At 48.0% G+C, this 24,425-nt stretch carries 15 protein-coding genes and 1 riboswitch; of the genes, 10 read left to right on the top strand and 5 right to left on the bottom strand.

From position 1 onward, the window contains the following. The first annotated feature begins 24 nt into the window (after positions 1–24). The 3 genes from SHEWANA3_RS17275 to SHEWANA3_RS17265 all read left to right on the top strand — a co-directional run bounded on the left by SHEWANA3_RS17275 (position 25) and on the right by SHEWANA3_RS17265 (position 3,964). Positions 25–951: a LysR family transcriptional regulator gene (locus SHEWANA3_RS17275; RefSeq protein ID WP_011718100.1), complete on the top strand. Its 927-nt coding sequence runs from the start codon at positions 25–27 to the stop codon at positions 949–951. Positions 952–1,241: 290 nt separating this feature from the next. Further along, on the top strand, positions 1,242–2,198 hold the full coding sequence (gene pbpG, locus SHEWANA3_RS17270; RefSeq protein ID WP_011718099.1) for a D-alanyl-D-alanine endopeptidase: 957 nt from the start codon (positions 1,242–1,244) through the stop codon (positions 2,196–2,198). A gap of 188 nt (positions 2,199–2,386) precedes the next feature. Further along, a complete protein-coding gene (locus SHEWANA3_RS17265; RefSeq protein ID WP_011718098.1) occupies positions 2,387–3,964 on the top strand; it encodes a rhomboid family intramembrane serine protease in 1,578 nt (525 codons plus the stop codon). A 41-nt stretch (positions 3,965–4,005) separates the two neighbouring features. Here the strand turns inward: SHEWANA3_RS17265 and SHEWANA3_RS17260 are convergent, their stop codons facing one another. The 4 genes from SHEWANA3_RS17260 to SHEWANA3_RS17245 all read right to left on the bottom strand — a co-directional run bounded on the left by SHEWANA3_RS17260 (position 4,006) and on the right by SHEWANA3_RS17245 (position 11,817). Beyond that, positions 4,006–5,103: a calcium:proton antiporter gene (locus SHEWANA3_RS17260; protein WP_011718097.1), complete on the bottom strand. Its 1,098-nt coding sequence runs from the start codon at positions 5,101–5,103 to the stop codon at positions 4,006–4,008. A 210-nt stretch (positions 5,104–5,313) separates the two neighbouring features. Continuing rightward, positions 5,314–7,626 (bottom strand): toxin-antitoxin system YwqK family antitoxin, encoded by a 2,313-nt coding sequence (locus tag SHEWANA3_RS17255; protein WP_011718096.1) that lies wholly within the window; start codon positions 7,624–7,626, stop codon positions 5,314–5,316. Positions 7,627–7,785: 159 nt separating this feature from the next. Beyond that, positions 7,786–9,519 carry a hypothetical protein gene (locus tag SHEWANA3_RS17250; protein WP_011718095.1) on the bottom strand — a complete coding sequence of 578 codons (1,734 nt, stop codon included), beginning with the start codon at positions 9,517–9,519 and terminating at the stop codon, positions 7,786–7,788. 9 nt (positions 9,520–9,528) lie between these two features. Further along, the gene (locus SHEWANA3_RS17245; RefSeq protein ID WP_011718094.1) at positions 9,529–11,817 is read right to left on the bottom strand and encodes a hypothetical protein; all 2,289 of its coding nucleotides are present in this window, start codon (positions 11,815–11,817) and stop codon (positions 9,529–9,531) included. A 271-nt stretch (positions 11,818–12,088) separates the two neighbouring features. On the opposite strand from SHEWANA3_RS17245, the gene SHEWANA3_RS17240 reads away from it, so the two are divergent. The 4 genes from SHEWANA3_RS17240 (at position 12,089) to SHEWANA3_RS17225 (ending at position 16,523) form a co-directional block, all read left to right on the top strand. After that, positions 12,089–13,051: a dienelactone hydrolase family protein gene (locus SHEWANA3_RS17240; protein ID WP_011718093.1), complete on the top strand. Its 963-nt coding sequence runs from the start codon at positions 12,089–12,091 to the stop codon at positions 13,049–13,051. Positions 13,052–14,603: 1,552 nt separating this feature from the next. Continuing rightward, positions 14,604–15,320, top strand: coding sequence for a hypothetical protein (locus tag SHEWANA3_RS17235; RefSeq protein WP_041412761.1), 717 nt, complete (start codon positions 14,604–14,606; stop codon positions 15,318–15,320). Positions 15,321–15,327: 7 nt separating this feature from the next. Beyond that, positions 15,328–16,008: a hypothetical protein gene (locus tag SHEWANA3_RS17230; protein WP_011718091.1), complete on the top strand. Its 681-nt coding sequence runs from the start codon at positions 15,328–15,330 to the stop codon at positions 16,006–16,008. After that, positions 16,005–16,523 carry a hypothetical protein gene (locus tag SHEWANA3_RS17225; protein ID WP_011718090.1) on the top strand — a complete coding sequence of 173 codons (519 nt, stop codon included), beginning with the start codon at positions 16,005–16,007 and terminating at the stop codon, positions 16,521–16,523. Before SHEWANA3_RS17230 ends, SHEWANA3_RS17225 begins: the two co-directional genes overlap by 4 nt. Before the next feature lie 539 nt (positions 16,524–17,062). Here the strand turns inward: SHEWANA3_RS17225 and metH are convergent. Beyond that, positions 17,063–20,797, bottom strand: a complete 3,735-nt coding sequence (metH, locus tag SHEWANA3_RS17220) for a methionine synthase (protein ID WP_011718089.1) — start codon at positions 20,795–20,797, stop codon at positions 17,063–17,065. Between the two features lie 209 nt (positions 20,798–21,006). Here metH and SHEWANA3_RS17215 point away from each other — a divergent pair, with 209 nt between their 5' ends. The 3 genes from SHEWANA3_RS17215 to SHEWANA3_RS17205 all read left to right on the top strand — a co-directional run bounded on the left by SHEWANA3_RS17215 (position 21,007) and on the right by SHEWANA3_RS17205 (position 24,324). Beyond that, positions 21,007–21,729, top strand: coding sequence for a histidine phosphatase family protein (locus tag SHEWANA3_RS17215; RefSeq protein WP_011718088.1), 723 nt, complete (start codon positions 21,007–21,009; stop codon positions 21,727–21,729). Between the two features lie 171 nt (positions 21,730–21,900). Beyond that, positions 21,901–22,069: riboswitch (cobalamin riboswitch) on the top strand. 132 nt (positions 22,070–22,201) lie between these two features. Further along, positions 22,202–23,182 (top strand): ABC transporter ATP-binding protein, encoded by a 981-nt coding sequence (locus tag SHEWANA3_RS17210; protein WP_011718087.1) that lies wholly within the window; start codon positions 22,202–22,204, stop codon positions 23,180–23,182. Beyond that, positions 23,179–24,324: an iron ABC transporter permease gene (locus SHEWANA3_RS17205; RefSeq protein ID WP_011718086.1), complete on the top strand. Its 1,146-nt coding sequence runs from the start codon at positions 23,179–23,181 to the stop codon at positions 24,322–24,324. Before SHEWANA3_RS17210 ends, SHEWANA3_RS17205 begins: the two co-directional genes overlap by 4 nt. Positions 24,325–24,425 lie beyond the last annotated feature (101 nt).

Genomic DNA, 24,425 nt, shown 5'->3' with positions numbered 1-24,425 from the left:
CGAAATGATCGATAGAGAGTGCATATGCTGAATCAACAATGGCTGCAGACCTTCGTGACCCTGATTGAGGTCGGGCACTTTACTCTGACGGCTAAAAAGCTGTTTATGACTCAACCTGGGGTTAGCCAACATATTAAAAAGTTGGAAGAACAGGTGGGTGTGTCCCTGATACTGCGACAGGGTAAGCGCTTTGAGTTGACAGAAGCGGGCAGCATTCTCTATCAATATGCCCGTGACTATCGACAAGCCGAAACAGAGCTGTTAGCGCGATTGCAAACCGACGAACCCAATATTGGTGAGTGCCGTTTTGGCTGCTCGGGGGCGATAGCAAGTTTGCTCTATCCGCATTTTCTAGAGAGACAAATTCAGTATCCCAGCTTGAATGTGATGTTAGAGGCGGCGCCCAACCAACGCATAGTGTCGGGCATTTTAAATAACCAGCTCGATGTGGGCATAGTCACTAAGCGCACAGATGAAGCTGAGCTCAGTTATCAAGCCATAGGCTATGCGGAGTTAGCCTTAGTGCTGCCAAGCCAGTATCAAAGTATGCCGTTAGATAGAAAACGCCTGGAACATATTGGTTTTATTGATCATCCCGATGGACAATATTATCTGCAGCAAGTCCTCAGAGCCAATTTCGGCGAAGCTGAAGCGACACGCAATGCCCGCGGGAGTCAGCGACATGTTAGTGGCATCGCCCAGCAGATCCCACGCAGGGGTTATGTTAATCAGCTCAATCAAATCTTACTGCCTGTCGCTAAAGGCATTGGTTTTACTGTGCTTCCTTTAACTACGGTCAACGCCTTTATACCTAGGGAGAGTCTATGGGCGGTAGAACTTGAGCAAAAAGTGCAGGAGTCGCTGTATTTAGTGCATAAAAACACTCGGCCTTTACCTTCTCGATTTGAGGCATTTATTGACTTAGCGATTCGTCTGATAGCTAACGAGTAACAACTAAAAAGTCTCTCCTAATCGCTGTTGTTTGGATGGTCATACTGAAAATGACATTGTTTTTAGTATTGATAATTGCTGATTGAATTTTTATTGGTATTAAGTACTTAATTAGCGAAATTTTTAGTGAATGAAAATTCAGAAAATTTCCGCAAATTTAGGCTAAAAAGTGCTGATATTACAGATAAAAGTCGATTGGGATTCTATTCCTTTTTCCACAGACCTCTTATACTTAGCTTCAACCTTGTGCGTAGCACATTCGACTTATTTAACGACTCAGTGAAATCTACATGAAGATCCCTTCTCTGCTTGGTAGTTTTATCTTGGTATGCAGCAGTTTAACTGTTGCCGCGACAGCGCATTCTGCCGATTCGGCCTCTGTCACTACAAAAAGCACCGCCACGGCGAAAAAAGCCCCTGTAAAACAGCAGGAAGTGGCCGCCAATAGTGCGCTGGTGGTGGATCTAAAAACTAATGAAATTCTTTATTCCAGTAATCCCGATGCCGTAAGACCTATTGCCTCTGTGACTAAGCTGATGACCGCCATGGTAACCTTAGACGCTAAGTTGCCTATGGATGAAAAGCTTGCCATCAATATCAACGACACTAAGGAAATGCGCGGTGTGTACTCTCGAGTGCGTATCGGCAGTGAAATTAGCCGTAAAGATATGTTATTGCTGACATTAATGTCATCAGAAAACCGTGCCGCGGCGAGTCTTGCCCACCATTATCCCGGTGGTCATAAAGCTTTTATTAAGGCGATGAACGCTAAGGCAAAAGCCCTAGGCATGAAGAATACTCGCTATGTGGAGCCTACTGGGTTGTCCGAGAAAAACGTTTCGAGTGCCCGTGATCTAGTAGTGTTGCTCAAGGCCAGCGAAGGTTATCCGATGTTAGGTCAGTTAAGCTCGACCGAAAAGAAAACCGTCACCTTTGGCAAACCTAAGTACAGCCTCGACTTTAGAAACACTAACCGTTTGGTTTACAAAGATAACTGGAATATTCACCTCACTAAAACTGGCTTTACCAATGAGGCTGGCCATTGTTTAGTGATGCGTACTGAAATGGCTAAACGCCAAGTGGCCTTTGTGGTGCTCGATGCCTATGGTAAATACACCCATATGGCGGATGCCAACCGTTTACGTAACTGGTTAGAAACCGGCAAAGTGACTCCGATCCCTGCCGAAGCTAAGCAGTATAAAAAGCAGCGCAGTCAGCAGCAGTTTGCCAAAGTCAGCGAGACCTAAGCAGACGTTAGTTGCTTATCCACTCAACAAAAAGGCCAGAATCGTTCTGGCCTTTTTGTTGGTATGGCCTAGCACTTTTGTTGTAGAGGATTGATTGGCTTCACTAAAAACCAAGCAATCACCCCGCTAAGGGTGCGTTGTGTGGCGATACGCCGTATCATTGGCGGGATTTTTCTCTCAAGGATGATATGCGTGTGGCGTTAATCTTAAAAAAACTCCAGTTGATCTATGTGCCCTTTATACTGCTCTGCCTGCTATTTGTCTCAGGCTACAGCTTGCTCCATTGGTTGTTGATTATCGAGTTCCAACTGCTGAGGATTGACGAATCGATTATCAATTTCTGGCTGCCGCTGATATTGCCTTGGCCCTTGCTGTTTTTCTATTTAAGGCCGAGGCTCAAGTTATTCCGCTTTACCAAGAGCAATAGCCGTTTTATCTATTTTGTGATTGCCGTGCTTTTGCTGGCCGTGCCCACTATCGTGGTGCAGGAATACCTTAATAGTGCAACAGGCAAGTTGACTCAACTTGAGTCCATCAATGCACTATTACACCAGCCGCAAACTAAGTATTACCAATTAAATCAGTTTTATATTGATAAAAAACACATAGGTGTGCAGCGTAATATTGAGCCCATAGGTAAGGGCAACAGTGAGCTGCGCATGAGCCTGTATATTGCGATGCCGATTTTCGCTAAACGTAATGAGAGTTGGCGGGTCGGTGCTAAGGCCTTGGCATGGTATGGCAAAGTTTATGAGAAAACGATCAGTAATCGACTCGAACAGCAGGAGAAAGAATCGCTATTTCAGGAGTTTATTCATCAGAGTGAGCAGGAATTTAATGCCTTAAACCCGGATGATTTTGTCTATCTGGACCGTATAGGCCCGTCAAGCCGCTACACTCAGCTACTCACCGCTGCTCAAAAAAGCACTGTCTACTTCGAGGGTTACCAAACCGTCTTAATGCCTGTGAATCAACCCTTCGAGGCGCGTAATGGCCATAAACTGGCGTGGATTATTGCTTGGTTAAGCTTTGGGGCCATTCTGTGGTTGTTGATGAGTCTGATGCTAAAACTGGATGAGACGCAGGCGTCTAAGCCCATGGCTGCACAGCTGAGTATGGAAAAACCTAAGGCAGAGCTCTATGGCTTTTTGGCCGAATTTAAACCTCGGCAGGGCTTTGTTATCACACCTATCTTGCTCTATATCAACACCTTGATATTTGTATTGATGGCCTTTGTCAGCCAGCACGTTATCGCCTTACCAAACAGTGTGTTACTCGATTGGGGGGCTAACCTTCGGCAGTTGGTGCTTGAGCAACAAGTTTGGCGTTTAATCAGCAATGTGTTTTTGCACGGCGGCCTGATGCATTTGGTCTTTAACTTATACGGGCTGTTTTTTGCGGGGATGTTTTTGGAGCCACTGCTGGGCAAATGGCGTTTACTCTGGGTCTATCTGTGCTGTGGTTTAGTGGCGAGTATGGCCAGCATAGGCTGGTATGAGGCGACGATCAGCATAGGTGCCTCGGGCGCTATCATGGGGCTATTTGGGGTGTTGATCATCTGGATATGGTTGGGTTTATTGCCCTTGGCGGACAATATGCCGCTCGCCCTGAATCTGACCCTATTCGTTACTGCCAGTCTTGTGATGGGACTCTTTGGCGGGGTGGATAATGCCGCGCACCTGGGTGGTTTGGGCAGTGGGCTGCTGCTTGGGGGCTTGCTACGCCCAAACAAGGTGCAGTCGCAGGCCAATAAAAAGCCGAGGTAAATCCTCGGCTAATGGGTTTTCCTATTGAATGTAAGCGGTATTTAGGCGTGCTCAAACATCAGGAAGAGGTACACGATAAACAGCACTATATGGGTCGCCCCATGGAGTGCATTGGTTCGACCGCTGCTAAAACTGACTTTGCAGACCATTAAACTGGTGGCCAATAGCACCATATCCGCTGCAGATAGGCCTAGGTGGACTTCTTGGTCGATAAGAGAGCCAATAATCAACACCGCGGGTACGGTAAGCGCAATAGTGGCGAGTACTGAACCAAAATAGAGGTTCATCGCCCGCTGCAGTTGATTGTTGAGTGCAGCCTTAAAGCCACCCACGGCCTCTGGCGATAAGATCAAACAGGCGACAATAAAGCCACCCAGTGCTGGCGGCGCCCCGAGAGAGGCCACGCTGTAATTAATTGGCATCGCAAGGGTTTTGGCGAGCAGAATCACCACCAGCAAATAACCAATCAACAGCACTGTGTGGTAGATATTGCTGCGCAGTATGCCGTGATGCTCTTCGTGGTCCTCGTGGTCGGCATCGACAAAGAAGTGGCTATGGCTCTTGGTTTGGATCACTAAAAAGATGCCATAGAGCAAAATCGAGATGATGATCAGCATCCAAGACATAGGCTTAGACATGCTGCCAATGGTGCCACCCTCGGTAAAGTTAGGTAGCACTAAACAGAGCAGGGCGAGGGGAATAATCGCCACTAAATAGGATTTCACCCCATCCAAATTAAAGTGCTGGGTATGATAGCGCCAACCGCCAAGTAAGAGGGTGAAACCGACTAAACCGTTGATAATTAACATTACTACGGCAAACATGGTATCCCTTGCCATCACGGGGTTTGGCTCGCCCGTTAACATCACCGAAGAAATCATCACGACTTCGAGCGAAATCACCGACAGGGTTAAAATCAAGGTGCCATAGGGGTCACCGAGCTTGATGGCAAGCGCGTCTGAGTGACGCACCACAGAGAAAATCGCCCAAGTCACTACTCCGAGCAGGGTGAGTGAAACGGGAATATAAGTTGAGAGTGCTGTGCCATCGGCCAGCAAGCTATCGCCACCCGTTTTAAAGAATACTAACGTGAGTATTCCGAGCAGCAGGGCAAATTCGTCTTTGATAAATGTCTTCATAGGCAGTTGATCCAAAGCGGAAAAAGGCCGTTAGTATAGACATTGGTTATGGCACATTTTGCATGAATAATCCTTTAGATTTGGGGTTAGGCATAAATTTTTGAGCGAGATCGCTTTTTTATTCCAAACCCCAGTTCTCGATTAATACCTTTGACTTAGCCGATGTTGCGAGCAGATTTAGGCAAGCCGCATGCTGGCTAAGTCAATGTCTTAGCCATGGTGCTCGGTATTGATCAATTTGCCGAGCTGATCGTAATTATTCCAATCCCCCGCTTGGCGATCGGCAATATAGCTACCCTCACTGCGTTTTTCGCCATTGGGCCAAAATTGTTGCCACAAACCTTCTTTACGATCCCGCAAAAAGCTCCCTTGTTCGGCGAGTTTGCCATTGGTGTGGTAATAGCTGGCATCGCCTTCCTTCTGGCCTTTTAACCAAGTCTCAGTGAGTTTAGGTTTGCCATTTTGGTGGTATTCCCTGCGCTCGCCGTCGAGCTCGCCTTTAGCGTATTGGGCTTCGAATTTGAGCTGACCGTTGCTGTAATACTCTTTAGTGCTGCCCTGTTGTTGGTTATCTAAAAACTCGCTACTGGCGGCTAAAATGCCATCCTCATACCAGCTTTCCCACAGACCCGTTTGTTTGCCTTTATCCATAGTACCGCTGAGTTTGAGCTGGCCATTGTTAGGATAATATTCGGCATAGGTGCCTGTTTTATCATTGTTATCATAGGTTTCTAAGCGATAAACCACTTGCTTAAAGCTGTAGTACTCGCTGGTGCCATGGCGCTTATTGTCCTTCCAATGGGTTTTCTGGCTGATATTGCCCTCAGGGATCGCGCCGTAGGTTGGATCTTTGGCTTCGTAGCGGTAATCGATCCAGAGTCCTGTTTTTTGATTATCCTCGTATTGGCCGGTGACACGGCGTCGACCTTGGTAATATTCGGCATAGTCGCCATTGAGTTTGCCATTAACAAAGCTCTGCTCTTTCTGTTTTTGCCCCTGCTGATATTGGATCCACAGTCCCTCTTTTACGCCTGCTTTATATTCACCTTCCTCATTGAGATCGCCATTGTAGTACCAGCGACTAAAGTGGCCATCGAGGGGATAGCTATTGCCGTTATCTGGTTTGGTGCGGGCGTAGTGGGCGAGTTCTCTGGGCTTGCCATTGTCGTAAAAGGACTCGTACTTACCGACCCAAGCGCCTTCGATGCGCTCACCGCGTTCATTCACAGAGCCATCTTCATAGTAGGATTCGGAGCGGCCAGTGAGTTTGCCATCGACATACATATTTAAGCTGCGTAGCTGGCCATTGGTGTGGTAACGACGGAACTCTCCATCCCTTTGACCTAGCTTCCACACCTCAGCTGTTTGGAGCTTACCGCCGTTATAGCGCTCAAATAATCCATCCTTCAAGCCCATGTTGTAGCTGCTTTTTTCGATAAGATTTCCGTCCGCATCATGGCGTTCAGAAGGTCCATGCAACGGATATTGACCATTATCGGCCAGTCGCGAGTCCTGATAGGTTCGCAGCTCTTTAAGTTGGCCGTTGGAATGGAAATACTTTTGCGTGCCAGCGAGCATATCCTGCTTGTAGTTCAAATCGCTGGTCAGTACGCCTTCGAGGTTAAAATACTGCTGACGGCCCTCTAACACATCGTTGAGGTATTGCTCCTCCACTTGGAGTTTGCCCAGCTCATTGAATTGCTGACACTTACCGTGGCGCAGTCCCGTCTGATAGTGGCACAGGCTCGCCAGTTCGCCACTGGGATAAAAGGTGCGTTCTTCACCCTCGAGTTTATCGAGATTAAATTGGCTGGCACTGGCCTTAGTGCCATCGTCGAAAAAGGTTTCCCATAGACCTTGGCGGCGACCGTCGGCATCAAAACGCCCATTAACGACCACTTGGCCCTCGGCATTTTGCTCTAGATAGGGGCCTGAGAGTTGGTTATTGGCGTAGGTTTGGCTTTGGGAGAGGGTGCCGTTTTCATAAAAGCTTTCCCATTTACCGTGGCGAAGGTTATCGAGGTAGCTCTCTTGCGCCTGTAATTTGCCGCTCGGGAAGAAACGTTTGACCTGGGACTTTTGGCCATTTTTATAGAGGGTGCTTTGGCTGACATGGCCCGTGGCGCTAAATTCCTTCCATTCGCCAACCGGAACACCTTTGGCAAATTGCTGCTCCTCGGTTAGGGCGCCATCTAAGTCGAACAGTCGCCAAGTACCCTCTTGGTAACCCAGTTGATAATTACCTTCGACGATTCGGCTGTTATTACTATGAAAAACCTGCCATTTCCCATTCGGTATCCCCTGCGAAAATTGCCCTAAGGTATAACCTTGGTTATCGCGAACGATGGCAATATCACCATTTAAGGGCATGCCCGTGGCGAGATTGTAATAGCTGGTAATACCGTCCTGCTGGCGAATTTCGACCATCATGGAGGAGAGGTTTTGCGCCGCCTGTGCATGGACGCCGACTAGGCTAGTTGCGGCAATGGCGAGGCTAATAAGGCGAAATGGCGTGTTGTACATGCTGATCCTTTGCTCTGGGTCTTAGGGCCGCACAATGGCGGCCAGTATAAGAATCCTAACGTTTATAATACGTTAATGCTGTGCACTTTGGCCGAGTGCACAGCGCGTCAGTTTACGCGAATGGCGTTAAGCTAAACAGCTTACAGCCACAGGCTTGAGTTAATAAAAAGGAAACACGCTATCTTCAACGGGTAAGACGGGCGGCGGTGTTTCCTGATTTAAAAATTGGCCGTGATTGTAATGATTAATCACCTGTATCGAGCCATTATTCTCAAACTGGTATTGCTTACCATGCAAGTTACCTTGGTCGTCATAGTTGGCTATTTCGAGCACATAATCCTCGGGGGTACGCAATTCCCAGTGGCCGACTTGCTTACCCTGCTCAAAACGGCCATGCCAAGAGCGTCTTTCAGGATTCGGCCTTGGGCGATATTGGAATTCATTATCGGTGAATACCCAATCGCCTTGGCGCAGGTCATTACGATATTCGCCTTTTTCATACACTTGGCCATTACTGGCGTAACGCTGGACTAAACCATCGGGCTTGCCATGTTTAAAGTGCATAGATTCAAGCAACTGGCCTGAGTTGGCCTTGTTGAGGTATTCACCGTGGAGCTCACCATTATCATCGTGGCTATAGGTGAGGGTGGCGTCATCTTGAAATTTCTTCCAAGTGCCTGCTTGTTTATCCTTGGCATACTGACCTTGCTCTACCAGCTGACTTTTGCCTGTGGCTGGCTCAATTTTTACCGTCTCATAGGCGCCTTCACGCTTACCCGCCTGATAATATTCGCGGGTGAGGGTAATGACATCGTTGTAATCGAAGGATTTGATCTGTAAGCCATTCAATTGCTTATTGAGTCGCTCCTGGCGTTCGATTAACAAGCCTTGTTTGAAGGTTTCAGAGAGCGACCCGTTTTTGAGTTTGTCTTCTTCTTGAGTCTCAATCAATTGGCCATCGCGATAGCGCTGCTGTTTGCGATAAACCCAGCGATTACCTTGGTATTTGCTGTCGGTAGTGCGTTTAATCTCACCCTTGTCATCGTATTCGATGGCCTGGATGACATCGCCCTTATCGTTGGTGACTTCCTTTAATTTGAGCTGGCCATTTTCAAAATAAGTGAGCTGCTCACCGACCTTATAATTCTGTTGATACTGAAAGTGCTGCTCTACTTTGCCATTGTCAAAATAGCTAAAGTAGTCGCCGTGTTTTTTATCCTTCAACCACTCTTGGGTGGAGATGACTTGGCCATTCAGCCCCCAAGTGGTCTCTGTGCCTTGCAGAAGACCATCAACCTTATGCTCCTCTCGGTTGAGTTTGCCTAGATTAAAATATTGGCTGACGCAGGTGGGGTCATGGCAGATTTTGGCGGTGACTTCACCTTCGGGACTAAAATTTTCGCTGATACCGACGGCTTGGCCATCTTTATAGGTGGTTTTGTTGCGGATATTGCCGCCATTCCAATAACCGGTTTCTGGGCCTTGTTTTACACCATTTTCATAGTGCGACTCAGTATATAATTGGCCTGTGGCAATGTACTTTTTGATGACGCCATCGAGCTGACCTTGCCCGTTGCGAAAGCCCTGTTCGTAGGGGGTTCCATCGTCGAAGTAACATTGATAAGGCCCGCGAAATTGCTCGCTAGTGAGTGCCTTACCGATATTTTTATCGGCGATGGCCGTTGAGCAGAAAAGCCTATTCTTTTCTTTGTAGTAAACCTCGACCTTATAGTAGCCATCAGTCAGATCAACGGGTTGCTCAAAATAGTACAGCGCTTTTTTCTCATCTTTGATGACATTCCAATGGGCATCGAGTAATACCTTCTCTGCATTGGCATGGGTACTGATGAGGGCGAGTGCTCCTAGGAGCAGTTTTACAGTAAATGGACGCATAACCGCTCCTTAAGGCAAAGGTTTAAAGGTGAATTCATAGGGAATATCGACAGCATCTTGGGAGATAGTCATATAACTCACCTTAGCGGCGGCGCCCGTAACACTTAAATAGCGGCCATCTAACAGTACTTCATCAATCCTATACTCTGTCTCTTCGGGCAAACGAATCGTTAGTGGCTTGCCTTGAGCATTCTCGACTCTGATGTAATTGGGTAAATCTTTACTCGGCTCCTTGCCATAACCCGTATCGGTCAGCCAGGTTTGCAAATCGATTAACCAAGGGCGTTCGGTGACGGATTGCGCCAAGGTTTGCCAGTGGATATCGCCTTTGCAATGGATAGTGCCTTGAATGCGCCTATCGTAGAAGTACTGGCGCACGCGGTCGGGCGTCATCAAATGGTAAGCCGCGCCTTCGGGTCCATTGGGCACAAACTGCCAAGTCACCGCCTGTGTGCCTTCATTAAAACCTTGTGCTATTTCGGGCTTACAGGCCGTCGCTAACGCAGCAGACATGGGGATATATAAGTTGTGACCATTTTCAGTCGCCGTTTTTATATCCTTCACCGCACTGATTTCTGGCTTGGACAACGCCAATTTATCCGAGAAGGAGTCACCTATACTGACACTGCCAAACTCACTCAGGGGATTGGCAAGATTTTGGTTATACTCGGCTTCGGGCACAAAACGGATCTGCTTGCTTTGGCTGAGTTCTGGCTGGGGTTGACTCGTCACTAATACTAGGTTTTTTGGGATTTCGTCTAACTTAAGCAGCAGTGCGCTGGTCGTCAGCGGATGACTCTCATCGGCACCAGCCAACTCCGCTAGCAGTTCTTTATCGGTCAGGGTGAGCCACTCTGGATACTCCGACTCGGCGCGGGCATGGGCCATTTTGCCTGTTAACTGCTGAAGATCTAGGTGGATCTTGTGGCTGTCGCTCTGCTTGATGACCACTTTAAAGAGCTTAGCGTTGGCATCTAGGGGCTGAATCGTGAGGCTGGCATCGCCAAAGGTATAGGGCGAAGCGAGCAGTTCATCCCAGGATTTTTCGATGATGTTATTCGTCTCAGGGACTAAGGTGAGCTTAGCGCTGATATAGCTCATCCGCTTGAGTTTATCGGCGGTGTTATCCCAACCCGTGGCGATAATATTGGTCGACGACTCAATGTTGCGGCTGAAATTAACCGCCGCCCCCGTGCTGTGTTGCCAGAAGTTGAGATCTAACGCTTTTCCGCTCTCATCAAAGGCGGTGATATCCTCATAGCGCATATTGCCGACCACATATTGCGGGCTCATGGCATGCACAAAGCGCAGTTGGATCTCCTCGGGAGTATCGCTGCCCCAGTCGCCAATATTATCAATAATCCCTTGATGATCAGCTAATAAGGATTGGATAAATGCCTTGTCGGTAGGCTTATATTCCCGCGGCACATCGCTGATGGGATAAAGCTCCTTTTGCTTATCATCGATATCCCGCTCGGCATCGTAGTTGTCATCGGCATACCAAAGTAGGCTCATCACATCGGGGCGATCCTTAGGCGCCATAACGATGCGCTGGATAAAGGTTCTTCCCCGCTGTTCATCCTGTTTAAATAGCGCCATGCTCTCTAACCAACCGGTTTTACGGTTAAGCTCGAATTTGCCGTAGACCTTAAGGTTAGTGTTTTCGCCCAGTTGCTGTTTATTCTGTAGCACCGCCAGCAATCTATCGTCGCTGACTTGCTCAACCGTCCAGATTAACCGCTCATCCATGGGGGCGCTGGTGCTATAACCCACGCGGGGCTCAAGCTGCACGGGCAGGGTTGGCGATTGCTCAAATAGGGACTTAAGGCTCGTCCAGCGGTTAAATAGCTCGGCGATATCCTTTTGATTTATCTGGGTAACGGGCGTGAGCCGATTGTTGTCACCATTTTTCAGCTCGAGATTAAAGCCCGCTTGAATGATGGAGGTGAGTTCTTTGCCACTGTTTTTTGGATCGATATTGCTGATGGGGATAGGCAGGGCGTGATCGCTTAATTGCATCAGGCTCGGCTGAACGAAGAAGTGGGCATCATTGGCCAATGGTGTGGTTAAGCTGGTCGCTTTACCCTGAGCATCCTGCAACTGGTAATTCAGTAGCACGCGCCCCTGCATGTTCTTTTGGGTTTCAATACCGTCATTGATGCTGAGGGTCGAAATCACCTGATATTCGCGTGCGCTGGGGATGCCCCCCGATTTATTGGAGCCCGCACTATCGCACGCCGTTAACCCAACCGTGAGCGTAAGAGTGGTACAAATTACTCTGCATATCCCTATAGCCATCTGAACTCCATTGGCAACTTATGTTATTGAAATGTAAATCTATTAATCCGAAAATTGGCGACATTATACACAAAAAAGCCCCTAGGGAATAAAAAGCTCATGCCAATCAGGGGGCAAGATCAGTCGTAAGTTTGCATGATGAATATCGGCCTAAGGCGAGAAAGCCGATTGCCCTAATCAGGCTTCATCCTTTACTCTTGTTAACGCCGCTAGATAACTCACAAGCTAGGGAAGATAAACCTGTGGTAGCTTGTTCAATGGAGAAAGAACGATGAGCCCACAACCCAAGTCCGACAATAACGCGCCAGCTGCCCAGCCTATCCCGCAGGAGGCCTTCGATTGGTACGATGAATATGCCCACGGCATCATCGACCGCCGCGAATTTATGGCTCGCCTCGCAGGCCTTGTGGCACTGGGGTTTACCATGACAACGCTTACTGGCGCACTCATGCCCAACTATGCCTTAGCCGAGCAAGTCTCCTTTAACGATCCCAGCATTCAAGCCAGTTATGTGAAGTTTCCCTCCCCCGAGGGCTATGGTGAAGGGCGCGGTTATTTAGTGATGCCAGCTTCTATGCTGATTCCCGGCAAAGAGGCTGGCGATTCTAAGACCCTGGACCCCACTAAAAAAGCCCCTGTGGTGTTAGTGGTGCATGAAAACCGTGGCCTGAATCCTTATATCGAAGATGTTGCCCGCCGCTTAGCGGCCAAGGGCTATATCGCCTTTGCCCCCGATGCGCTTTACAGCCTCGGCGGCTATCCCGGCAATGACGATGCGGGCCGCGCCATGCAAGCCAGCCTCGACAGAGCCAAAATCGAGCAGGACTTTATCGCCGCAGCCCGCTTTTTAAAGGCCCACCCCCAGAGTAATGGCAAACTCGGCGCCGTCGGTTTCTGCTTTGGCGGCTATATAGTCAATATGCTCGCCGCCAGCATTCCCGATGAGCTAGCTGCTGGCGTGCCTTTTTATGGCACGCCTGCAGCCACAGAGCTACGCAGCCGAGTTGAAGGCCCGCTGATGTTGCAATTTGCCGCTTTAGATCAACGGATTAACGACACTTGGGGCGAGTACGAAACCCAATTGAAGGCTAACAAGGCCGAGTATATTGCCTACCTCTATCCCAATGTGAATCATGGTTTTCATAATGATTCCACCGCCCGCTACGATGAGCCAACCGCCGAGCTCGCATGGGCAAGAACCTTGGATTTTTTTGGGAAGTACCTACAAGGTTAGGGGTTGCCGAATTGCAAAAGGGAATTTTGTGATGCGGGGACACATTTGCTGCGGCCTATAGGCCGAGGTGAATCAAAGTCGTGGGGCTTCATCCCACACCCGATGATATTGCTGGTTCGTTTAGTGTTGCGAATTAGCAATGTTATTGCTGCAAAGGAATTTTGTAACTCATTGCCTGCCGCAGGCTTTGGCATTCTCTTACATTAGTTACACCAGTGACACGCCGTGCATACGTCCTTGTAGGCTCTACTAAAACATCCATGTTTTAGAAGGTCACTGGTGCAACAGTGCTACTTCTGACGTTCCCATTGGCAGTGGAGTTGTGGGTTTGCTCATAAAAGCTACGTGCCAAAATTAGGTATCACTTAACTACTTAATTTGTAATGTGAAAGTGGTAGACAGATATTAAACAGAACGTTATCTTAGGTTTTTAACAAGGATGAAACTTAATCGTGACCTCGGTTAAGTTCACTTGCATCAGGAAGATGTATCTTTATTTCGCTAGAAACGCCTCCTGAACAATCCAGCCCTTACCATCATTGGCTAATGACTGTTAGCCAAGTGCGGTAGCTATGGGAAGTTTTGTCGAACGACAAAGTTAAAACGTTTTGATCGTGCTGCTTTGCTGGGCATCGCGAATTAGCAATGATGCCTCTGCCGATTATCAGTGTAGCTAATTGCCTGCCGCAGGCTTTTGCACTGTTACACCAGTGACACGCCGTAAATACGTCCTTGTAGGCTCTACTAAAACATCCATGTTTTAGAAGGTCACTGGTGAAACAGTGCCAATTCTGGCGTTCCCATTGGCAATGGAGTGTTAGTTTCAGGGTTACTTTTGCGGCCTGTCGCCCGAGGTGAATCAAGGTCGTGGGGCTTCACCCCCTGATTTTTAAACAAGAGCCGACCAAGGAGAACTGCTCCTCCTATCCTCCTTGCCTATTGTTTTCACATCAGCCAAGACGCCCCTAACGGAGTTGAAAGCCCCTTGTGCTCATCGATAAATTTGCTATCGCTTCCGAAGGATGTGTCCCAGCACCTGCGAAAGCTAGCTCGCCATCTGATAGGCAGGATGCCTGAATGTCGTGACGTGTATGGATGCACGATAACGACCATGGCGAGACTCACGCAATTTGCCTATTCGCCCTGCGGCAACTCCGAGGGGATGGTGTATTACTTAGGCTCAGGTGTTATTGGTCGATTGTTAAGGTATAAAAATGTGCCAGTCTGATTTTTATTGGTGTATCATTAATCGTATAAAAAATAAGAGTATTTTAAATGATGTTCTCAGTAACATTAAACTGATAAATTGTGGCATCGTTTCCATTTTTATTGAAGTGTATTAGACTGATTTAACGAAGGTTCATAAGGTATATATAGTTCATTATTGTGTTTTGATGTGTAGTGAACTAGTGCTAGTTGTAATATTAATGGTGGCTGCATCTAAAGCTTTAGCTGGAATGGTTTGTTTGATTTTTAAATGTAAATAAATTTAGTTTTGATTTAAAGTTATTACATGTAATTTAAATTGTACAATTACTATAAAAGGGAAAATATGGAACTCGTAAAATTAGATTTTGTGGCATTTATTGATGGTAATGTTAATCCTGAGCACTCGACTATTCCAACACTTATGTCAGATTTCTCTTGGCTTGAACTTTTTCCTTTATTTGTTCAAGAAACAAACTTACTAACACAGAGTCAAACTAAAGTGATGTCACTCACCAATCAAATATCAGGTTTTCAAATAGTATTTAATACCGATAAATTGCTGTTTACTCAAAATTTTAGACCAGGTTTGACTGAGAATTATGAAGATTTGATACGTAAATTTAATAAAGATGTAGGTGATTGTCTTGTTAAATTAAATAGTATGTTTTATGAAGGTCGTACTTTCAAAAGGTTTGCCTTTGTTACGACAGCAGTTCAACTGGTTACAGAAGATAAAAAATCAAAGTTTGCAGATAGAGTCTGTTCTGTGTTTTCAGAGTCAGGTGGTCATGTTGAGCTTAAATTGCGATTTACTAGTCGTGAACACTTAGGTGTAATAGGTGAAAATATAAATTTATCCACGATGATAAATGATGGTGTGTTTGAGATTAATCAAAATGGAGTTTTAAATCGTTCAAGTTGTTTCCTTATTCAAACTGACTTCAATACATTGGAGGAGAATTCAGTATCTAGATTTCCAGTTCCAAGTTTGAAATCAGGTTTTGATAATTTAGTTAATTTGACTTTGTCTAAAGTGAAAAATATCTCAAGCAAATTTTGAGGTTGGTATGAAAAGTATAAATGGTGAAATATCAAGCAGTGTTTGCACTGAGTATTATACTCATAGTATTTCGAACTCATCAGTATTAAATAGTTTGCATGATAATTATCAAAACAATTGGTCTCATACTAGTAATTTTTTTCCTGCTGAGTTTAAAGATACTTCTTTGAGTGTAATGGAAATAGATTTTGAGAGTTCGAGTCATGTTACAAGTATTGATTCAAATGTTGATATTAATAAAACATTGGCGAAGAGAGACGATATAGAGATTGCTGCATCTAAGTTCTTTCAGTCTTTACGAATGTATCCTTTTGAACAAGGTTACAACTCATTTGCTGATATAGAGTTAATATCTTTGAAAAATGATATGTCTGACTCTGACTTTTATCTATTGTTACCTAAGATATGGAAGATTTGTTTTTCATCAAGTACAACGGTAGAAGCACTCCATTTCCTTAACTGTTTATTAAATTTAGCAAAAGAAATTGATAGTGATGCATTTTGTTTTTGTGGTCTCTCAGCTATTTCTCATAAGGACTTGGAAATAAAAGAGGCAGGAATTGCATTGTTTGAGAAGCTAAGGGATTCTAATTATTGTGCTATTCTTGAAAATGTTGGAAACACGGGTGTTGATTGGTTAGACCAATATCGCTTAGATGTTATAAGCGATTTAAAGGAGTTGCTGTGAAATATATTATAAGAAAATTCACAAAAGCAAAATGGTCATTGATACCTACGGATACAGGAAACTATGAAAATTTGCAAGCTGATGCAATTACATCTTGTTTAAGAACTTCAGGAAATACTTTATCCGTATGGGCTGTTGATACAACAAATTGGGATGATATGCGAGGTGTCTTAGCCGCATTATTCAGTAGTGCTGATACTCCAACAAGAACAGATGTAATTATAATTGAAAGAGATAAAGTTGAAAGAGAATTAGGTATTGTCCTTAAACAGAGCTTAGGTGCAACCCCTGCTGTTGATATGATTAATGAATTGCACTATGACTTGGTTGAAATAGATTTGTTGAAGGTTAGTGCATTTGCAAATCTTATGTATGTTGAAAATATGAAATCTAATAATCCTATGGTTCGTCGATTCAAAGAAAAGGAAGTGATTAATATTGTTAAGTCTTCAATGAATGAAAATCTTATAGTTCCTGAAAAGCTTCGTTCTAGATGGTTAGAGTATATGAAATGATCAAAATCAGCCTATATGTCAACGGTAACCGTTCACCGAAAAGAATAAAATGGACATCCATGGTTTAATGGGAAACCCATTGTTAAATTCTGAAATTGGTAGTAAAGATTACTCGGTTTGCTTTGAATTGCTAGAGGCAACACAAAAGTAGCAGAAGTTCACCTATCCCCTGTGAAGTTGCCGCGGGGCGTTGGAATAAATTGCGTGAGTCTCGGCATGGATGCCGAGCTAGCTTTCGGGGTACAGGATGTACCATCGGAAGCGATAGCAATTTATCCATAAGACCAAGGCTAGTCCCTAATGCATGTAACTTCGCTAGGGGCGTCTTGGAGAATCCAAGGAGGATAGGACGAGCAGTCCTCCTTGGTCGGGTGTGGGGTGAAGCCCCACGACTTTAAGCTTTTATCTCAAACTCAAACTTCAAAATTAAACCAAAAAATAAGGGGCTAGGATTTAGCCCCTTACTTTATCTATTTACTGAGTTGCCCAAGTTCACCAAGGCAACTCACAGAGTAAACATGATTACTCTGGATCACTCCCTATTCAGGGTCATAATCCAACACTGGCGCTAGCCACTTCTCCGTCTCAGCGACTGTCATCCCCTTACGCTTAGCGTAATCCTCCACCTGATCGCGGCCAATATTGGTCACGCCAAAGTAGCGGGATTTCGGGTGGGCAAAGTACCAGCCGGATACTGCGGCGGTGGGGAACATGGCGTAGCTTTCGGTGATGTTTAAGTCGATGGTTTCATTCGGCTTTAACAAGTCCCACAACAGGCCTTTTTCGGTGTGATCCGGGCAAGCTGGGTAACCCGGCGCAGGACGAATGCCTTTGTATTTCTCGCGAATTAAGGCTTCGTTATCGAGTTGCTCATCGGCGGCATAACCCCAGAATTCCTTACGTACGCGTTCGTGCATCCGCTCGGCAAAGGCTTCGGCTAAACGGTCGGCTAAACACTTGAGCATAATGGCGTTGTAGTCATCGTGGTTGGCCTCAAAGCGGGCGATATGCTCGTCGATACCATGGCCAGCGGTCACCGCAAAGCCGCCCATATAATCGGCAACGCCGCTGTCTTTTGGCGCCACAAAGTCGGCCAGACAGAAGTTATCGTTACCCACCCGCTCAAGCTGCATCCGCAGGTGATGGGTGGTCATTTCGACTTCGGTGCGAGTCTCGTCGGTATAGAGCTCAATATCATCGAAGCCGACGGTATTGGCGGGGAATAGCCCAATCACGCCCTTGGCGGTGAGCCATTTTTCATCGATGATTTTTTTAAGCATCGCCTGACCATCGGCGAACAGTTTCTGCGCCTCAACGCCCACCACTTTGTCGGTTAAGATCTCGGGGTAATGGCCGTGCAGCTCCCAGGCGCGGAAAAACGGCGTCCAGTCGATACGGTCGACTAAGTCGGTTAATGGATAATCATCAAACACTTGGCGACCCAGCACATTGGGCTTGAACGGGGTGTAGTTTGCCCAGTCGTGCTGACAGCGGTTTTCGCGGGCGGCCTCCAGCGAGACGATTTCCTTACGCTTGGTTTGCGATAAACGCTTAATGCGCATCTCTTCGTATTCGGCGTAGGTCTCATCGATAGTCGCTTGGCGAGTTTCGTTGCTGACGAGCTTGCTGACCATAGGCACTGCGCGGGAGGCATCGGCAATGTAAATCGCGCCATGGGGATAATGGGGCGCAATCTTCACTGCGGTATGAATTTTCGAGCAGGTGGCGCCGCCGATAATCGCCGGAATGGTGAGGCCTTCGCGATGGAAGGTTTTCACATTGTGCACCATCTCATCGAGGCTTGGGGTGATAAGCCCAGACATGCCGATAATGTCGATATTGTGCTCTTTCACGGCCTCAAGAATGCGCTCCACCGACACCATCACGCCTAAATCGAATACCTCAAAGCCGTTACAGGCGAGCACAACGCCGACAATATTCTTGCCGATATCGTGCACATCGCCCTTCACCGTGACCATCAAAATTCTGCCGTTAGATTGGCCTTCGACCTTCTCTTGCTCAATAAAGGGGTTGAGGTAGGCCACGGCCTTTTTCATCACCCGCGCCGACTTCACTACCTGTGGCAGGAACATTTTGCCCGAGCCAAACAGGTCGCCGACGATGTTCATCCCATCCATCAGCGGGCCTTCAATTACATCCAAAGGACGGGATGCGAGCTGACGAGCCGCTTCGGTATCTTCGTCGATAAATTCGGTGATGCCTTTGACCAGCGCATGGGCGAGACGTTGATTCACCGGCCATGAGCGCCATTCTAAGTCTTCTTTTTTCGCGCTACTTGAGCCATCGCCACGGAATTTTTCAGCAATCTCAAGCAATTGCTCGGTGTTGTTTGAGTCTTCAACTGGGCAATGCAGGTTAAGCACCACATTCTCGACCTTATCCTTTAGCTCGGGGTCGATATCATCGTAAATCGCTAATTGGCCCGCGTTAACGATACCCATGTCCATGCCGACTTTAATCGCGTGGTACAGGAACACCGCGTGAATCGCCTCACGCACTGGATTGTTACCGCGGAAGGAGAACGACACGTTCGACACCCCGCCGGAAATCATCGCGTGGGGCAGGGTGGCCTTAATCTCTTTAATGGCTTCAATAAAATCGACGGCATAGTTATCGTGCTCATCGATACCCGTGGCGATGGCGAAGATATTCGGGTCGAAGATAATGTCTTCGGGCGGAAAGCCGACCTTATCGACTAGCACGCGGTAGGCGCGGGTACAGATCTCGACTTTGCGCGCCTTAGTGTCGGCCTGCCCTTGCTCGTCGAACGCCATAATAATCGCCGCGGCGCCGTAGCGTTTCACTAGGGTTGCCTGCTCGATAAACTTCTCTTCGCCTTCCTTCAAGGAGATAGAGTTTACGATTCCCTTGCCTTGAATACATTTGAGGCCCGCTTCAATCACCTCCCACTTTGAGGAGTCGATCATAATCGGCACGCGGCTGATATCCGGCTCAGAGGCGATAAGATTTAAGAACTTATGCATTACCTCTACGCCATCGAGCATGCCTTCGTCCATATTGATGTCGATGATCTGCGCGCCGCTTTCTACCTGCTCGCGGGCGACATCGAGCGCCTGCTCGAACTTACCTTCTTTGATCAGTTTTAAAAACTTGGCCGAACCGGTGACGTTGGTACGTTCACCCACGTTCACAAACAGGGTTTGGGCGTCGATAGTGAGCGGTTCCAAACCAGAGAGACGGCAGGCGACGGGGATCTCGGGCAATACCCGTGGTGCAAACGGCTCGACGGCTTCGCGAATGACCTTAATATGCTCGGGCGTGCTACCACAGCAACCGCCGATAATGTTGAGCATGCCTTCGCGGGCCCATTCTTGGATAACGCTCGCCATATCCTCTGGGGTTTCATCGTAACCGCCAAACTCGTTTGGCAGACCCGCGTTAGGATGCGCCGAGACATAACACTCGGCGATGCGCGACAGCTCTTCGACGTAGGGGCGTAGCTCCTTAGGGCCGAGGGCGCAGTTAAGGCCGATGGATAAGGGCTTGATATGGCGAAGGGAGTTATAAAAGGCTTCGGTGGTTTGTCCGGTAAGGGTTCGGCCCGAGGCATCGGTAATAGTGCCTGAGATCATAACCGGCAAACGCGCGGGTGAATTTGGCCCAAAGAGTTCATCGAACACGGTTTCGATGGCAAATAAGGCGGCCTTAGCGTTTAAGGTATCGAAGATGGTCTCGACCATAATTATATCGGCGCCGCCCTCAATTAAGGCGCGGGTCGATTCGCAGTAAGCGGTCACTAACTCATCGAAGTGGATATTGCGATATCCGGGATCGTTAACATCCGGGCTGATAGAACAAGTGCGGTTAGTGGGCCCTAACACTCCGGCGACATAACGTGGCTTACCCGTGGCCTGCTCGATTTCATCACAGGCCTCGCGGGCGAGACGCGCACCTTCACGGTTAATTTCGGCGGACAGCGACTGCATATCGTAGTCGGCCATGGCGATAGTAGTGGCGTTGAAGGTGTTGGTTTCAATAATATCCGCACCGGCTTTAAGGTAGTCGATGTGAATTTGTTTGATGATGTGTGGCTGTGTGAGCACTAAAAGATCGTTATTACCCTTAACGTCGGTATGCCAATCCTTGAAGCGCTCGCCACGGTAATCCTCTTCCTCAAGCTTGTAGCCTTGGATCATAGTGCCCATGGCGCCGTCTAAAATCAGAATGCGCTTTGACAACTGGTTGCGAATGTCTGCCAGTGTTTGGCTGGCTCGATGGAGAGATATCGCCATAAATGATTACCTTTACTACAGCTAAGTTGAGTCCAAAGTACGCAATCGGGTGACAAATTGCATTTTATTATTGAATGTCGTTCGTTATGTTTTGGACATTTATACGTATAGACGTCCATAATACGCGACATCGGATTGTCAGGGCAAGGCTAAAGTTGGTATAGCATAGGCGAGATAAGGCAGATAAAAACGCTAAAAGGAAAGATCAGATGAAGCAGCTCAGGTTATTACTGTTACGCCATGGAGAATGCGAGGGCGGGGCGATTTTACGGGGCAGAGTCGACGTGCCTTTAAGCGACAAGGGTTGGCGGCAGATGTCGGCGGCGGTGGCGGCGCAGGCGACTGTGTGCCACGGCATTTATAGCTCGACCTCGAGGCGCTGCGCCGAGTTTGCTAAGGTCTTTGCGGCTGAGCTGCATTCGAGTGCGTCTATAGGTATAAGTTTAGATGCGCCCGCGCCTTTGCCGCTCAAGGTCAACCTGCTGGAGGAGTTACAGGAAATAGCCTTCGGCGATTGGGATGGCTGCCTGCTCGATGACTTATATCAACGCGACGGCGAGCGAATGGCGGCCTATTGGCAGAATCCCTGGGAGGTAACGCCGCCTAATGGTGAAGCCATGGCAAACTTTGAAGCTCGTATCGATGGGGCGATAGCACAGATCCTCGATAAAGAGTTTGCCCTGCTGGCGATGGATGATGAACAGGCCCATGGGGAGTTTAATGCCAGTGCACCCGCGGCAAATATCTGGGTGGTGACCCACGGCGGGGTTATTCGCCACTTGATGTCAAAGGCGCTGGGGGCGGTGAAAACCTTAGGTTTTTACAGTCAGCTCGCCTTACCCGTGGCGGCGGTGGTGACGATTAATGTCCTTGAGGATGAGCAAGGCAAAAGATACTGGCGTTTAGACTGGCCATCGGGCCACTGTGAGTAGCTTGCAAGCATCAGTCATCGGATGATGAAAATTTTCTGATTTAAACAGCATTGCCTAATGGGCAAGATATAGGATAATGCTTTTCCCTGACATTTGAGCCAGATAACGAACCCAGTACGTTAAGCTCAAAGGTCGCAGAAATAGGTGTTGGGAATTTTGCGCGATTTAGTGCTATTGCTTAAGGGCAACAGTGTTCAAGCGCGCCGGATAACCCAAACATAATAGGGAATCGGGGAGCTGCCCGTCAGTAGCCCGAACTGTACCCGCAACTGTGAGTAGTCGAAGCGCTTTGTGTCTTCCCCTACGAGTCAGGATACCTGCCTATTTCTGTTTTCGCTGCGTGCAGCCTTAGTTCTCGAGCGGGTAACTCGAGGGAGCAGAAGATGACATTTATGAGTTTCGCCTTGTTGGCCCAAGTGGCAGCAAGCACAGATAACACCAATCAATATCCATGTGGGAGCAATCGTTAGTGATGCATTCCACATCGAGCCTTGCGCCCTTAGCGCCCGCTGCGACCTCCGCCAATATGGCACTTAAGGTCAGCCAATTGAGCTGGGCGATTGAGGGAAAAACCATCCTCTCGGAGATAAGCTTTGCCTTGCCGCAGGGGGAAATGCTCGGGCTGATAGGCCCCAACGGCGCGGGTAAATCCAGTTTGCTGCGCTGTTTATACCGCTTTATTCGCCCTGCTAAAGGTCATATCAGTTTGTTTTCGCAGGATATTAGCGAGCTGTCGCCCAAGGCGTTTGCCTGTAAAGTGGCTGTGGTGCAGCAGGATACACCGCAATATTTCGATATGACCACAGAGCAATTGGTTGCCATGGGACTCACGCCGCACAAGGGGATGTTTGATACCAACTCCAGCGGCGACGGTGAAAAAATTGCTAAGGCGCTGGAAAAGGTAGGCCTCAGTCATAAAGTGCATCAACAATACGATCGTTTATCCGGCGGTGAGAAGCAACGCGCCCTGATCGCCCGTGCCATAGTGCAGCAGCCGCAATTGTTGATTTTAGATGAGCCGACAAACCACCTCGATATCCGCTATCAAATTCAAATCCTAGAGCTAGTGCGAAGCCTTGGGATCAGCGTAATCGCCTCGATTCACGACTTGAATTTAGCCTGCGCCCTGTGCGACCACTTATTGCTGCTGGACAAGGGGCAGGTGAGTGCCATGGGCACGCCAGCTCAGGTTCTGACCGAGGAACGTATCGCCGAAGTCTTTGGGGTATGCGCCCAAGTTACGCCCCATCCCCAGCATGGTAACCCCTTGATTAATTACTTTTATGGTTATCAAAAGCCTAAGAGCGATGCTGTGGACGCGGCGAGTGACTCCCATTCAGTTTCGGCTCAAGCTAGACCGTCAGAGGCCTGCGCCTGCCATAACTCTGGCGCGCCAAACGAGGTCTTACAAAGAGCTGCATTGCAAAATGAGAGCGTCGAGAACACGCCATGATAGACACACTTAAACTGGTGACCATGAATTTTTTTAGCCACATTTTTACGCCGCTCACGCGCCAGCAATGGCTGATTTTAGGCTTGGCGGGCTTTGCCCTGCTCACCCCCATCGCCGCCGCGAGTTTTGGCGCGGCCAATATAAGCTTCTTAGATGTGTTGCAGGTGTTTATCAATAAACTCAGTCACCTGTTTATGGCCGATGAGGCCGTGAGCACCAGCATGACAGAGCGGATTGTGATGGAGCTGCGACTGCCAAGGATTATACTCGCCTTTGTGGCGGGGGCGGGGCTGTCCTTGGCGGGGAGCGTGCTGCAAACCGTGACTCGCAACCCCCTTGCCGATCCTTATCTGTTCGGCATTAGCTCCGGCGCCTCCTTTGGTGCCGTGGTCATGCTGACGCTATTCACAGGTTCTGGCCTGTTTGGCAATGCGGGCACGATAGCCAACTCGGGGATTTTTAGCGGTTCAGGGACTTTTGCTGGGCTCTTGTGGTTTAGCTTACCCTTCGGCGCCTTTATTGGTGCCAGTCTGTCGGTGCTAATCGTGCTGGCGTTAGCTGGGTTAGGCCTTAAGAGTCAGGTGGAGCGCATGTTGCTCTCTGGCGTGGCGACCTCCTTTATGTTTAGCGCCTTAACCAGTTTATTGCTGTACTTTGCCAGCCCGCAGGCTACCGCATCGGTATTGTTTTGGAGTCTTGGCAGTTTTGCTAAGGCCAGTTGGTCGCTGTTGGTGCTGCCGTCTTTAGTGGTGCTGCTGAGCTTTTTTATTATCCTCGGTTGGAAACGCCAAATCATGGCCCTGCAAGCGGGGGATGAAACGGCCCACACCTTAGGGGTGAATGTGCCTAAGCTGCGCCTCAATATGTTGCTGCTCTGCTCGCTTATCACCGCAATTTTAGTGGCGACCTGTGGCGGCATTGGCTTTGTCGGCTTGATGATCCCGCACACAGTTCGTTTGTTATTCCCCGGTCGTCAGCCCATCTTACTGACGGCGCTGGTGGGCGGGCTGTTTATGGTGTGGATTGATGTACTCGCCCGATGTTTGCTTGGCAATCAGGAATTACCCGTGGGGATTATTACCGCTGCGATCGGTAGCTTCTTCTTTTTGCTGATTTTGCGTCGGCGCAAGCTATCGAATTAGCATGGGTCTTATGGATTGCCGAAATTTAGTACTAAGTGCGTATGGCAAATTGCAGCAGGATGCTTCGTAGTTGTTGTTCTAGAATGTGTTAGCGAACGTAC

Source organism: Shewanella sp. ANA-3 (assembly GCF_000203935.1).
Taxonomy (GTDB): Bacteria; Pseudomonadota; Gammaproteobacteria; order Enterobacterales; family Shewanellaceae; genus Shewanella.
This window is presented reverse-complemented; position numbering and strand designations above follow the sequence as displayed.